14 protein-coding genes are annotated in these 13623 nt (G+C 61.3%); 5 read left to right on the top strand and 9 right to left on the bottom strand.

From position 1 onward, the window contains the following. Positions 1 to 535: 535 nt before the first annotated feature. On the top strand, positions 536 to 1066 hold the full coding sequence (locus tag RMET_RS01655) for a hypothetical protein (RefSeq protein ID WP_035820231.1): 531 nt from the start codon (positions 536 to 538) through the stop codon (positions 1064 to 1066). A gap of 192 nt (positions 1067 to 1258) precedes the next feature. Here the strand turns inward: RMET_RS01655 and RMET_RS34355 are convergent, their stop codons facing one another. From RMET_RS34355 to RMET_RS01640, 4 genes are all read right to left on the bottom strand, one after another. Beyond that, positions 1259 to 1384 (bottom strand): hypothetical protein, encoded by a 126-nt coding sequence (locus RMET_RS34355; RefSeq protein ID WP_011515206.1) that lies wholly within the window; start codon positions 1382 to 1384, stop codon positions 1259 to 1261. Between the two features lie 123 nt (positions 1385 to 1507). Continuing rightward, complete coding sequence (locus RMET_RS01650) at positions 1508 to 1900, bottom strand: hypothetical protein (protein ID WP_011515205.1); 393 nt, start codon at positions 1898 to 1900, stop codon at positions 1508 to 1510. After that, entirely contained in the window at positions 1887 to 3890 is a 2004-nt protein-coding gene (locus RMET_RS01645; RefSeq protein WP_011515204.1) for a putative integrase, read from the bottom strand. Before RMET_RS01645 ends, RMET_RS01650 begins: the two co-directional genes overlap by 14 nt. A 4-nt stretch (positions 3891 to 3894) precedes the next feature. Beyond that, positions 3895 to 5010, bottom strand: coding sequence for a tyrosine-type recombinase/integrase (locus RMET_RS01640; protein ID WP_049799649.1), 1116 nt, complete (start codon positions 5008 to 5010; stop codon positions 3895 to 3897). 159 nt (positions 5011 to 5169) lie between these two features. On the opposite strand from RMET_RS01640, the gene RMET_RS31985 reads away from it, so the two are divergent. From RMET_RS31985 to RMET_RS01620, 4 genes are all read left to right on the top strand, one after another. Next, entirely contained in the window at positions 5170 to 5715 is a 546-nt protein-coding gene (locus tag RMET_RS31985) for a transposase (RefSeq protein WP_124682078.1), read from the top strand. Between the two features lie 111 nt (positions 5716 to 5826). After that, on the top strand, positions 5827 to 7266 hold the full coding sequence (locus tag RMET_RS01630; protein ID WP_008651549.1) for an IS481 family transposase: 1440 nt from the start codon (positions 5827 to 5829) through the stop codon (positions 7264 to 7266). Continuing rightward, positions 7263 to 8096, top strand: coding sequence for an ExeA family protein (locus RMET_RS01625; protein WP_008651548.1), 834 nt, complete (start codon positions 7263 to 7265; stop codon positions 8094 to 8096). Before RMET_RS01630 ends, RMET_RS01625 begins: the two co-directional genes overlap by 4 nt. A 53-nt stretch (positions 8097 to 8149) precedes the next feature. Continuing rightward, entirely contained in the window at positions 8150 to 8365 is a 216-nt protein-coding gene (locus RMET_RS01620; RefSeq protein WP_011229369.1) for a hypothetical protein, read from the top strand. Between the two features lie 178 nt (positions 8366 to 8543). Here RMET_RS01620 and RMET_RS01615 read toward each other — a convergent pair whose 3' ends face one another. The 5 genes from RMET_RS01615 to RMET_RS01595 all read right to left on the bottom strand — a co-directional run bounded on the left by RMET_RS01615 (position 8544) and on the right by RMET_RS01595 (position 13613). Continuing rightward, a complete protein-coding gene (locus tag RMET_RS01615) occupies positions 8544 to 9056 on the bottom strand; it encodes a hypothetical protein (protein ID WP_029310226.1) in 513 nt (170 codons plus the stop codon). After that, positions 9053 to 10249, bottom strand: a complete 1197-nt coding sequence (locus tag RMET_RS01610) for a site-specific integrase (RefSeq protein WP_011515203.1) — start codon at positions 10247 to 10249, stop codon at positions 9053 to 9055. Before RMET_RS01610 ends, RMET_RS01615 begins: the two co-directional genes overlap by 4 nt. 187 nt (positions 10250 to 10436) lie before the next feature. Further along, on the bottom strand, positions 10437 to 11303 hold the full coding sequence (locus RMET_RS01605) for a hypothetical protein (protein ID WP_011515202.1): 867 nt from the start codon (positions 11301 to 11303) through the stop codon (positions 10437 to 10439). 232 nt (positions 11304 to 11535) lie between these two features. Next, complete coding sequence (locus RMET_RS01600; RefSeq protein ID WP_011515201.1) at positions 11536 to 12081, bottom strand: single-stranded DNA-binding protein; 546 nt, start codon at positions 12079 to 12081, stop codon at positions 11536 to 11538. Between the two features lie 275 nt (positions 12082 to 12356). Beyond that, positions 12357 to 13613, bottom strand: a complete 1257-nt coding sequence (locus tag RMET_RS01595) for an MFS transporter (RefSeq protein WP_011515200.1) — start codon at positions 13611 to 13613, stop codon at positions 12357 to 12359. Positions 13614 to 13623 lie beyond the last annotated feature (10 nt).

The following is a 13623-nucleotide window of genomic DNA, read 5'->3' as shown; positions in this document are numbered from 1 at the left end:
TAAACCTTGACCGCAATCCATTATGGGGAGCCGGTTTCGGAGAGAGGCAGCCCGGCAACTGTAAAGATTCGGGCGTATTGGCCGCGACGGGCCGGGGATCGATGCGCGATGCGCGCGGGGGTGTGCCTATTTTGCGCTGCGTGCGAGTTCACTTGAGCGCGAATCCTCGGCAATTTCGGGGCTCTTTCTCCAGCGCCCTATAAAGCACAACAGCAACTGGCAGAATGAGGCCCCGTCGGCAGCCGACCTGCTGGCGACGACGGGCTGGAACCGACCCTGAGCTGCCTATCAAACTCCGTCTTGCGGACGACCGATGTTTGGGCTGAATCGGTCATTCAGTGCCGTGCGCAACAAGCGAAGCCGTATCGCGACGAAATCCCGGTCAAGTGATTCGCGGTTGCTCGCAACAGAGTTGAGGGTCAGTGTTGCACGACTCATACACCCCACTTCGTTGGCCGCGGTTGCGGGGGAAACCTTGCTAGATTGTTCAGAGCCGGCCAGGTTTGCCCTGAGCTTTAAGCAATCGATACTTGTCATGATCACCTACTGCCCCAGCTACCCCAAGCGCGCCGTGCAGCACCGTCTTCTATACTGGGCGATGCCTTTGCTGGCTTCGCTTTTTCTGGGGGCGTGTGCCTCGTCTCAGAAGGCCGCCAATCACTCCTTTAGTTTTGATACTCGTGGAGCCGTGCCCGCGGTAGAGGTGCTGAATTATCGCTACGGCGACTCCGACATGACCGGTACACGTCCGCCGAAATGGGCGTTGGAGGAGGGACGGATTGGCCAACAGGCAGGTGTCTACGGACGTATGCGTCCTGCCGATACTCTCTATGTCAAATGGCGCATCAAGAGTACCGGTCAAATCTTTGAGGATAGCGTCGACCTCCGGCACCGATTGCCGAATGACATGACGGACAAGATAGTCTACTTCGACATCAAGGGACCGCAACTGTTCGTGTATGTAGTATCTCCTGAGGACTACCCCTTGGGCACGCCAAGGAACAGCCTCCGTTTGTACTCTTACCGTCCGTACGTCCAGATTTACCCCGATCAATCCAAGCAATAGGGGGGCGCTGTAGCCGCGAATACTACAGGTGCGCCGACGGATGACCAGCAGGCGCAGCGGGGCGATTAAGGCTTGCGAGGCGTCCCGCCTGGACAAGGTGGGGAACTGCGGAGCGACTCGGGAACTGGGGGCGTTGCATTGGCTGCAACCGAAGCCGTGGCGGCCTTTGGCAATCGAACTTTTGAGTGTCGCCTAGTGGCCGATAGCTGCCCTTGAGGGCGGAAGCGGGATTTCGATCAGGAACTGCGGGAACGCAATCAGGTGCATCACCATCGCCGTTTCGAGGATCTCGCCATAGATCGCGTCTACATCGCGCACGCCGTGTCGAGCCGCCCGAGCGGAGCAATACGTCGATGCTATCGCCCAGGCGACCTTGGACGGCTGCGGATATCTCAGTACACCCACACTTGACGCGAGCACGTCCAACACCGCCCAAACAGGCTAGCCTCTCCGGTTTAATGGATCCAATGGGCGATCCAGATCCTCGATACTAAGCCCGCGCTGCAAACACTGATTGGCAATGCGCTGCCAGCGTTGCAGCCATTGCGCTTCAAGTTGCTCATACCAGCGGATCTTTGCCCGCAGGCTCACAACCGTTTGATCTAGATAGGCAAGCTCGTCACGACGCAATCGCGACCTCGACTTTCTGTCGCTATCGGCCAACGCGCGCTTGGCCTCCTGGTAGGCGTACACGATGTCCGGATGACGGCTCAGCGCCTGACGGGTGTATCCGGAGAACGCTTCGACACGCTCCCAGGTCAGCCGTGTGCCCAACTCCCTATCCTGCCAGCGTTCAAGCTCGGCGATGATGCAGGCCTTCTTACGCTCGCTCATCTTCGCGCTCGCGCGAATCCTTGTCGGCATCTCCGCACCCCTCCACGTATCGCACCAGATCAGCTTGATGGAAGCCTATCGTGGCCAGTTGCTCCATCAGTTGGCCATATCGAGTCGCAATGTGTCGATACCAATCCGACTGCATCAAGGATCGCGACCGCGCGCGGGCCGTCACCGTACGCAGGCTGATGTATGCCACTGCGGCTTGTCTCTTCAGTTCATGTGCTCTGGCCTCTTCGCCCTTGATCCACAGGTAGTCCTCGCACTTCGCCGTACATTGCAGGTGGCGCTCACAAGGAGACATCTGGAAGTCATGGACGCACAGACCCGGCCCCACATCGTGGACTGCCTGAATGCGTGCGGCCAGGAATGTCTTGGCTACCTCCAGCGGGAGAGATTTGGCTACCTCAACGATGCCACCCGCTAGTTTTCCCTCCAGAACCTCCTTAACCACCTGCGCCGCGCGCTGGGCAGCCGTCAGATGTTGGTAGGCTCGAGTATCCGCCTCATGCTGGCGACCAAACCACTTCGTTTGCACCAGGTCCGGTGCTCCACCTTCGTCGAGCAGATGGTTCAGGAAGTGCCGGAGTCCATGTGATCGAACACGTAGTACCAAGCCGTCTTCGCCCACGAGTCCATACCGCTCGAACGCCGATGGGATGGCGGGCCGACCGGCCAGGAAGTCCTGCACGTTCTGGTCTGACACCGGCCGGGCTGCATATGTAAGCGTCGTCCGCGTCCCGCGATGGAACTGGTTCGCGTAGACCACGCATAGCGCTTGGTGGAGCTTGAGGCCTTGACTGGGAGGGCCCGGAATCACTGGTCCGAACCAGTGGTCCTTCTCAATACCTCTGCACAGCGCATCGCGGTTCACGCGCAGCCGTCGATCCACGATTTCGAAGGGAATCGCACGAGCCCGCAGGAACTGAGCAAGTTTCCAACTGTTCAACCCAAGAACGGCTCGTAGATCAGACGTGAATAGAACTGGGGGAAGAGCACTTCGCGGCATCAGAGATCCGCAGCGGCTGGCCTTCAGGGCAACCTGTCTCGGCCCCGCGGTTGCCTCGCGCAGTTCCGCCACCGCTGCCTCCACCAACTCCACAGTCTCGGATAGCAATGGCTTCGAATGCCATTCGACCATCACGTCGTCAGCCCGTCCTTTCAGCCTTGCATAGCGCAGGTTCCGACTGCCATCCTTCGCAATGGAGATGGGATTCACCGGCAACGTCAGCATCTCGCCAACTCTCAGGCCCGTACATGCCATGATCGTGGCGATCAGAATCAGTGTGCGGTCCGCGGCGCGCCCATCGTCAGGGCGTTCGGCTCGCGGGATCGTCTGGTAGAGCCATCCAAGCGCCCGGATCGCTTCTTCTGTTGGCAGCCTGTCCGATACTTCTGTCGAGGGGTCTCCAATCCTGTCGGGCGTCAGTGACCGCGGCCGTGCTTTTCGCCGGCAGCGCCAGTCCAGCCTCATTCGACTGAGCCGGTATCCGTCCACCATATCGGCGAACTCCTCCATGTGGCCAAGTACCTTGTATGCCGAGGTCTCCCGCTCTCTGCGTAGAAGCACGGTCGCCGCCCTATCCAGATCATCCTTGCGCAACTCACCTAGTTGATGCCCGGTCCCTCGGATGGCGTCGCAGATGTAGCGTGCAGCACGGATAAAGACGCTGTGGCTCGCCATGGACTGGCCGCGTCTTTGATGGCGCATGCACACAAGCGCCTTGACGACATCGGCAAAGCCCTCTGGCAACGGATCGCCCACCCCCTTCCCCGCTTGCCTGTGCTGAGTAAATGGCAGTCGTAATCCCCGGGCATTGGCCTTGTATCCTCGCGTGCGATGCTCATAGGCAGCCGAGACATCCCAGACCGGGGCATCCCACTCGACATCCCCGAACGGCATCAGAGCTTTCGCCTTGCCAATCAGTTGCCTTCCGTTCTCGATCCAGTCGTCTCCTGCGGGTGCTTCCAGGCGGCCTACGGCCGCCATCGTCTTACGCCTTACCGCCGTTCCGTTTGGCATGGTGAGCCACCAGTTGAACAACCTCCGCTACGGCGTAGATCACTTCATCCATCTGAACTGACAGGCGCATGCCGAGCCGACCACGACGCTCATCCCTTCCTTTGAGCAGCGCATCCAGTACGGCCTGATGGTCGGCCTCCAAGTATGGCTGGAACTTGGGACAGACGTAGCAGGAGAATGGCGGATCCAACGAGCAGTGCGGTGACTGGCCACATGCACCGATCTCCACCGGATCTATCACTTCCACATCCCCCACGAAGCGAACTCTCTTTTCCTGGCGAGTGTCCTTTGCCGCTTCGGAATCCACTCCAATGGGCGTCCCTTTGAACAGCTTCATGAGGGGGCCGAGCCGCAACGCAGCAGCGCGATCCAGAATGCGAGTCAGCCGCGCTCCCTTCAGCGAGTAGTAGACCCGTACATGTTGCGTATCGGAATGGTCCAACATCGTCGCGAGCACGGTCTTGGAAGCGCCAAGCTCCACCATCGTCGTGGCAAACGTGTACCGCAAGCGGCGTGAACTCAAGCGAAGCTGACTTCCGGTACGCGGGGATTCGATTGCCATTCTCGTAGCGAATCCCCGTATGAGCGCCAAGAACTCCTTCCCCGTCATGTGATACGCATACTCTTCGACACCGGTATCGGCCCGCCATTCGTCCACACTGTCACGCATAAACAGCGGTCGCGGGTAGCCTTTGCAATCGATACTCCCATTGGCCGCCAGCAGCTCATGTATCAACGGCAACAGATCGTTGCTCACCCGCTCTTGCGCAAACTGCTGGCGCACACCAATTCCCCACTTCTTGATGCGGGGAATGGACAATATCCACTGTGGGGGCACGTCGAACCCGGCCAACTGGTTTGACAGATCCTCCTCCCTTAGGAGGCAATAGTTCGATGGATTCCGACCATATGCTAGGCTCAACGCAATCGCTGCACGCTGCATCACGTGCGCCCGCTCCTGCGAGCGGTCACTTGCCAGTGCCGCACGTAGAACAGCCACTTCCGTGTCCCAGAGCGGCCCGCGCTCTTCATCTTCCAACTCCACCGCGAGCTTGGAGGAGCGTGCGGGTATGGAGACCTCATCCAATTCAAGCGCGAATTGCTCATCGAACTGTGCATAAGCAGCTTTCGTGATGCCGAAAGCGTGGGGATTTGAGCAAGAACGGTGATGGACGCTGGAGGGGTTCCCTCAGGGAGCGTGCATGCACGCGCCTGAGGGAAGATGTCGCCTTTATTGTGTCGAGCAATGAAGGAGACCTCAGCAGTGTGCCATGCCTTGCTACAAACGCCAGCGTTTTTTGCCCTGTTGCGCCGGATCGACGAAGACTTGATGAAGGTGGCGCGAGACAGGGGCTGCTGCCATTGCGGCTCTGTGCTGCACAGTGCCAACTATCCGCGTAAGCCGCGCGGATGCCCACCGGCAGCACACCCGGACTGCAATACGCGCCTGAGCCTGTGCTGTGCCGGATGCCGCAAACGCATGACGCCCGATTCGGTGCGCTTTCTCGGCCGGCGTGTCTGGCTGGCCATTGTCCTGGTACTGCGATCGAGCCGTGCCACTGGCGCCTGCCTGGACGGCCTGCCGGCGATCAGTTGGGCCACGCTCAAGCGCTGGCGTCAGTGGTGGACCGAGACCTTCCCCAAGACCCCCGTCGGTCGGTGGCTGCGTGGCCTCATCCCGCCAACGCCCGAGCCGTTCATCTATCCCGACTGCCTGCTGCAATCGGTCGAGCACGACAGCGAAGACGAGCGTCTGGCCGCGGTGTTGCTTCTGCTGCTGGGCCCGGCCTGACCACGCTGGCTGAGGGATGCGCCAGATAGGGGAATCTCCCGCAGAACATGTCGATGGCGGGTCACCCGCACTGCCCGTAGCCTGCTCCCGTTATCCCCCCAACGGAGAGTCATGTCACTATCGATTGATCATCGCAACCGATGGGCGCGCTTGCGCTTCTCGGTCATTGGCCCTTTGCTGGCTTCGCCGCCTGCCAAAGGAGAATTGCAGCAAGCGTTCCAGGCACTGGCCGCCAAGGTCTGGCGGCACCCCATCACCGGCGCCGACGTTCAGTTCGGCGCGTCTTCCATCGAACGCTGGTATTACCGGGCCCGTCACGTCCAGGATCCGGTCGATCAACTCAAGAACCGACTGCGCGACGATTGCGGCCACTTCGTCAGTCTGAGCCCAGCCATCATCGAAGCGCTGGTCGAGCAGTACCGTCAGCACCCCGGCTGGACCATGCAGTTGCATTACGACAACCTGCGCGTCGCGACCAAGGATGGCCCGGACACGCTGCCGTCCTACACCACGGTGTGCCGGTATCTGAAGGCGCAGGGTCTGGTGCGCAAGCCAACCCCGCGCTCGAGCACGGATGGGGCCATCGCTGCTGCGGCTCGCCGCGAGGCACGCGAGGTGCGTAGCTACGAGGTCGACCACGTGGCCGCGCTCTGGCACCTGGACTTCCACCATGGTTCGCGCAAGGTGCTCACCCCCGATGGGCAGTGGCACAAGCCGCTGCTGCTCTGCATTATGGACGACCATTCGCGGCTGGTCTGCCACCTGCAGTGGTTCCTCGACGAGACCACTGCCTCGCTGGTGCACGGCGTCTCGCAGGCGATCATGAAGCGAGGGCTGCCGCGGGCCATCATGACCGATAACGGCGCAGCCATGATGGCCGACGAGTTCGTCGAGGGGCTGGCCAGTCTGGGCATCCTGCACCAGACTACCTTGCCCTACAGCCCATACCAGAATGCCAAGCAGGAACGCTTCTGGGGACAGCTCGAGTCCCGGCTGATGGCCATGCTCGAAGGTGAGTCGCACCTCACCCTGGAGCAATTGAACCTCGCCACGCAGGCCTGGGTCGAGCAGGAATACCACCACAAGGAACACGCCGAACTCGAGGCGACGCCTCTGCAGCGCTACCTGTCCTGTGCCGACGTCTCGCGCCCCAGTCCCGAGGCGCTGGCCTTGCGCCGGGCCTTCCGTATCCGCCAGCATCGCCGCCAGCGCAGAACCGACGGCACCTTCACGTTGGACGGCGTGCGCTTCGAGATCCCCGGCGCTTACCGCCACCTCGAGCAAGTCTGCCTGAGCTACGCGCGCTGGGATCTCTCCCAAGTCGACCTGATCGATGCGCGCATCGGCGCGATCCTGGCCGCCGTGTTCCCGCTGGACAAGTCTGCCAATGCCGACGCACGGCGCGCGCATCTCACGGCCAAGGGTGCCTCGCCTGCTAACGAGGAACCCGCGCAGGCTGGCACTGCGCCGCTGCTGCGTCAGTTGCTCGCCGAACACGCCGCCACCGGCCTGCCGCCGGCCTATCTCCCACCCGCACCCACCAAGCTATGAATCAACCCAACCTGCTGGCCTTGTACGGTCTGAAGTTCAACCCCTTCGCCCAGGACATCCCCGTCGAGGCCGTGTTCGTGCCACCCAAGCTCGATCACTTCTGCTGGCGCATTGAGAACGGTATGGCCCGCGAAGGCGGCTTCGCCATGGTGCATGGCGACCCCGGTTGCGGCAAGAGCGTCACGCTGCGCCTGCTCCATCAGCGCCTCATGCGCGTCCCCGATCTGATGGTCGGCTCGATCGCTCACCCACAGAGCAATCTGGCGGACTTCTATCGCGAGCTCAGCGACATCTTTACCGTACCGCTCAAGCCCCACAATCGCTGGGGCGGCTTCAAGGCGCTGCGCGAGCGCTGGCTCACCCACATGGAGGCCAGCCGCCGCCGCTGCGTGCTGCTCATCGATGAAGCCCAGGAGATGGCGGTGCCAGCCCTCTCGGAACTGCGCCTGCTCGCACAGGCACGCTTCGACTCGCAATTGCTGCTGTGCGTGGTGCTTGCCGGCGACGCTCGCCTGCCGGAGAAGTTCAGCCGCGAGGACCTGATCCCGCTGGGCAGCCGCATCCGCTGCCGTCTGGCGCTGGAGAGTGCGAGCATCGACGAGCTGCAGGCCTGCCTGGACCACTTGCTGGCCGCCGCCGGCAACGCCACCCTGATGACCATGCCATTGCGCCAGACCCTGTGTGAGCACGCCGCCGGCAATTACCGCATCCTGATGAACCTGGCGGGCGAGCTTCTGGCCCAGGCCGCGCAGCGGGAGCTACCGCAGATCGACGAGAAGCTCTATCTGGAAACCTACAGCGCAACCCTGAACCGCCGCGCCAGGCGGTGAGTGGCGCCGTTGGCCATCGCCGCCACGTCCATCAACACAACGACGACATCACCATGACCTTCCACCAGCCATCCGGCATCGCCCAGGGGCTGCCCCTGCTCATTGATGCCAACTGGACGCCCGCGCAGGCCTGGGCTGTGATCGAATTGCTCGACGATCTGCGCGACCGTCTGCATGCTCACTATCAATTGGCCTTGGCCCAGTGGCTGGCCGAAGATCGGCAGGAGCATCCTGATGGCCTTGGCGATCTCGCAGATAACGACTTCTGATCCAGTAACAAGGGGCCCGCCGGGCCCCTTGTTACATCAGTGCCGCTGCTCCGCATCCGGTCCACCGCGATAGATCGCCACGTCCATCAGCGTTGCCCGACGGCACGCAACATTGGTGATGGACGGTGCCGCAGCCGACCATCAATTACCGTGCTCGCGCATCCATCGAATCTCGTGCTCACGCACAGAACCCCAGGCGCGCGAGCATTGTTGCGGACCAGCGATACCAGCTTCGCAGAAGGTAAAACTCGTCCATCGCCTTTCTGGCCCGTAGCGCGCGAACAGTTGTCTCGACATGCCGACACAATGCTACCTTCAGGTCTTCCGTCTGCTCCACCGATGCCAAGGCTCGCCACTGTTCCAATAGCGGCTGCCCCTGCGTACCGATGCCTGAGGACCTTCCTCTCAGGGCCCCTAGCACTTTGGTCAACGCATTCATGACGCTCCGGCTCGCTAGCCGCATCATTAGCATCGATGCCCATCGACGCAACGCGTAGCCCACTACGGCGCTTCCGTCCGACTGCCTGTCCCAGTGAAACGCGACGTTGCTGGTCGGCACATTGAACTTCCAGTACGCTCCACTCATCTCCATACGACGGCCATCTCGGTCGATGACGTAGCTCGGCAACGGTGGAAGCTTGTTCTTTCGCAGCAACGACATGATTGCGCGATTGACCTCGGCGTTCGTCATTCGATACCTGTCATCGACGCATTAAAGATCGTCGATTGGTACGCAAGGCTGAGCTCACAGGACTCCCGCCTGATCGCGTGCCAAACGTAAGGGCGGATGGAATCCGACGAGCGCCAGCCGAAGAAGTACATCATGTGCTTCTCGACGCGCTCCTCGTCCAGGCCCGTCCGCAGTGCTCGCGCTCGGAAGTTCGTCGCGCACGTGCTGCGCAGGCAGTGCGGGTGCAGATCGCGGAATTCAGCGTGTGCAGCGCCCACCTGGGTGAGCAAGCCATTGACGCGAGACAGGCTCATCGGCGCGCCATCTCGGCTCAGGAACAGGAACGGACTTTTGTCTGCCCCCGGTATCGCTCGACGCGTACGACAGATATAGGCATTCAGCAGTGAAGCCAGCGCCCGATCGCAAGGCAACTGGCGCGATTCTGTCTTCACCTGGGGTTCATGGCGACGAGGGTCCTTCGCGTCGTCGGGCGAGCGCTCGACCCGAATCTCCGGAATCGTACCCGATAGGACGCAGTCCGCAACCCGTAGTTTGAGGAGTTCGCCCCGCCGGATACCCAACAACAACAGTACCAATACGATGACGTAATTGCGGTCCTGATACGCAGCCTTCCAGGGATTTTCATCATTGCCGGGACGGCAGATGCTCAGGAGGCGACTCACCCGCTCCTCGGAAAGCGGCGACGCATGATGTACCGGTTCGGCCCGCCTTGGCCCGGCCGTGGCGAACGTGCGCTGCATCGTGGTCAGTCGCTCCCTGACGTGGCTCAGCTCCGGGCTTCCAATCGGCAATCGGGCCATAACCCTTTCCAGATGCCAACGAACGAATTGCATGACGACCTGCAGACGCTGCGCTACGGTAGTCGGGGCGACGACCAGCCGGCGTACCGCCACTCGCGATTGGAAGTCGCGCCTTAACCAAGGATAGAGTTGACTGGCAATCTCGTCAGATGAGAGGCCGTCGCCGGCAAGCAATCTAACCTGCAGCGGAATGGAATGCTGGACCGCCCACAGCCACAGCAGCCCGAGGACATGCAGTGTCTTAGTCAGGCTGTTGGCCGAAAGCCGCGAACGCAGCCGCTGAATCGCATACTCATTGATCCAGCCAATAGGTTGCCGGTCTGCGTCCAGAAGGATCGGCAGGCGTTCGCCGTCCCGGTGCCGGACCACTACCATATGGAATCGGGTGTGCATGGGGCTCCTTCGGCCGACGCATCCCAACTACCGTAGGCAATGTTTACGACTTTTCCGTGTCACGAAGCAATCTCGCACTGGGAGTCCAATATGGCAGTGTTCGAGCCCAGCTTTCAACGGCCTACTGCCTGCTAGGCTCAGCTTCTGTGGTTGAGAGCAGCGGACAACGGCTGCCCCCCAACTGCCATTACGCACGATTTCCGCCCGCCATGTTTAGGCGCTCGGACTTTTCCGGCCAGTTGGTGTGCGCCTCCAGAACGACCTTACCCATATTTTCATGCTGGAAGGAGTGCTCAAATGGCACGGTCACCACGTCCAGTCGGTCTGGCTTCCCTCCTACTGCAATGGCTGAGATCCCCTCGTACAGATCGGGCGAGTATCCCGGCAGGAACACGATTGCAATCAGTCCATCAAAGTAGAAACGATAGGTCTTCGCCGGCGGAAGTCCGCGTTCGGCGTCAGGGCCGAAGTGATAGTCCCGATAGATGGGTGTTTGATTGTGATGAGGGCCCAAGGTGGAGAGTTGCGTGAGCGTGATGGGGTAAAAATCCGCGGGCTCCGCAGTCCCTTCCAACAGCATGCGGCGTAGTTGCTGCTCGTCGCCCGCAGGCAGCTTGATCTCCTCAAACTCTGGCCGCTTCGTTACCGCCGCCCGCCAGAGAAGGCTGAGCAAGAAGAGCCGAAGTCGGGCGGTATCGATGCCCTGAATCGAATGCACGCCAAGATGGTTGTCATGCTCCTCAAGGAGCTGATGGGTCGCGCTGAAGTCCATTGACGGCTCAAGAACGGTGCTTTCTCCCCAACCGCTCCATACCAGCTTTGCCCGCCTCATGTTTGCAATGGCCCAGGTGTCGAACTCGGTGAGGATCTTCTCGCCGCGCTGGATTACCAACTCGCTATCGAACCAACTGTTCCAGGTTCGCTTAGGAGGGCGGCCGTTGCCCGCCTCTATGAACGGGGCAGACTTGTCCTTCCGAGTGAGGGCAGCAGGAATGATGTGGGACTTCAGGAAGATGCCATGCTGCCCCGTCAGTTTGCAGATGCCAGCGCGCATTTACATTTATGCGGTCTTAGCCGCACTCAGTTTAGACATTGAGAATCCTAACTAAGATTTTCGCGTTAGGACGTCGAAAGTTGACACTTCCGCTTCCGGACGGAAATTTCACACGCCGCCGGAGATCCGCCCTCAAATCTTTCCAATGCACCACCGCCCATAAGATACTGATTAAAAAGAAAAACCCCGCTCTTAAGCGGGGCTAATCTTCACAGATATCAATTACTCAAGGTTAGAACGGAATATCGTCGTCCATATCCTCGAAGCCGTTCGACGGTGCCTGTTGCTGGCGACGCTGGCCGCCTTGCTGACCGCCGCCCTGGGCACCACCGCCCTGGCTGCGGCCACCGCCGCCTTGCGATTCGCGGCTGTAGCCACCGCCACCGCCCGCACCGCCACCGGCACCACCGCCGTAGCCGCCTTCATCGCCGCCACCGCCCTGGCCACGGCCACCCAGCATCTGCATCTGGTCCGCGACGATTTCGGTGCTGTACTTGTCCTGACCGGACTGGTCCTGCCACTTGCGCGTGCGGATGCGGCCCTCGATATAGACCGACGAACCCTTGCGCAGGTACTGGCCGGCGATCTCGGCCAGCTTGCCGAAGAACGCGATGCGGTGCCACTCGGTGGCTTCCTTGAATTCGCCGGACTGCTTGTCCTTGTAGCGGTCGGTCGTCGCCAGCCGGATGTTGGTCACGGCATCGCCGCTGGGCATGTAGCGGGTTTCGGGGTCGGCGCCCAGGTTGCCGACGAGAATGACTTTGTTGACCGATGCCATGTAGATGATCTCCAGGGACCGCGCCCTTTCAGCGCGGTACTAAACGTAAGGAACGTGCAAAAAAAGCTGGGACGTAAACGACATCACGCGCCCTACGGATGAACCGTCAAGCGCGTGTTCATGCTAACGCCAATACAGCAGGAAAACGTATCGGACTAATACCGATACGAAAAAAACTGTGTCTAAAAAACCGCTTCAGGATGAAGCGAAGCGGTTCTGGCTAGACGTGCGGCCGAAGGCAGTACACCAACGCCAGAATCATTCTGAAGTGGTTTCTAAGCCGCCACCGCAGAAGCACTCCCTTGGCTACGGGCCGGGGGCGCCTTCATGCTCCACGCGATTATAAGCCAGAGCACCAGAACCACCGCGCACCCTATGAAAACTGCGCTGCGTCCTTCGTGCTGGAGCAGCCAGCCGCCGGCCACGCCACCGAGGAACAGGCCCAGCGACTGGGTCGTGTTGTAGACGCCAAGCGCCGCCCCACGGCTGACCGCGGCGTAACGCGACACCAGCGATGGTTGCATCGCCTCCAGCACGTTGAACGCGACGAAGAACAGCAGCAGCACGCCGACGATCGGCCACAGGCCATGGACCGACGCGAACAGGATCTGGACGACCGTCATCAGGGCCACCGAGGCCAGCAGCACCGGGCGCACCTTGCCGTAGCGCTCGGCCGCCATCATCGGCGCCAGCATCAGCAGGAACGACACCAGCACGACCGGCAGATAGACCTTCCAGTGCTGGTCCAGCGGCATCCCCGCGTCGCTCAGCATGGCCGGCACGACCATGAACATGGCCACCTGGCTCGCATGGAGCGCCAGCACGCCGACATTCAGACGAATCAGGTCGGCATTCATCAGCACTTGGCGGAACGGTAGCCGCACCGGATGCGGCGGCGGCGGCGCAGGCACCAGGAACAGCGTCACGCCGATCGCCACCACGCCGAACACGGCCATCAGGCTGAAGATGCCCGACATACCGATCGAATGCAGAAGTGGCGAAGCAATCACCAGCGAGAGCGCGAACGTCAGGCCGATACTGCCGCCGACCATTGCCATGGCCTTGGTGCGATGGCGTTCACGCGTCAGATCCGCGATACAGGCCGTGATGGCCGCCGAGATCGCGCCCATGCCCTGCAACGCGCGGCCGATGATGATGCCGGTCAGGGTATCGGAGAACGCTGCAACCAGCGCGCCGGCTACGAAGAGCAGCAGCCCCGCGACCATGACCGGCTTGCGCCCGACCCGGTCGGACAGCCAGCCCAATGGAATGTGCAGGAAAGCCTGCATCAGCCCGTAGATCCCCATCGCGATGCCAACCCGCTGGGCATCGTGCCCGTCGGGCAGCGTGCGCGCGTACTCGGCAAAGACCGGCAGGATCAGGAACAGGCCCAGCATGCGCAGGGCAAAGATGCTGGCGAGTGTGAGGCTGGCGCGCAACTCGCCTTTGGTCATGCGGTCACGCGCGGGCTCGGTCCGGGTGGACTCGTCGGCAAGGGATGCGGGCTGGGAAGAAGGCGGGATCGACGGCATTGCGGTCGTA

Source organism: Cupriavidus metallidurans CH34, assembly GCF_000196015.1.
In the GTDB taxonomy this organism is placed as follows: domain Bacteria; phylum Pseudomonadota; class Gammaproteobacteria; order Burkholderiales; family Burkholderiaceae; genus Cupriavidus; species Cupriavidus metallidurans.
This window is presented reverse-complemented; position numbering and strand designations above follow the sequence as displayed.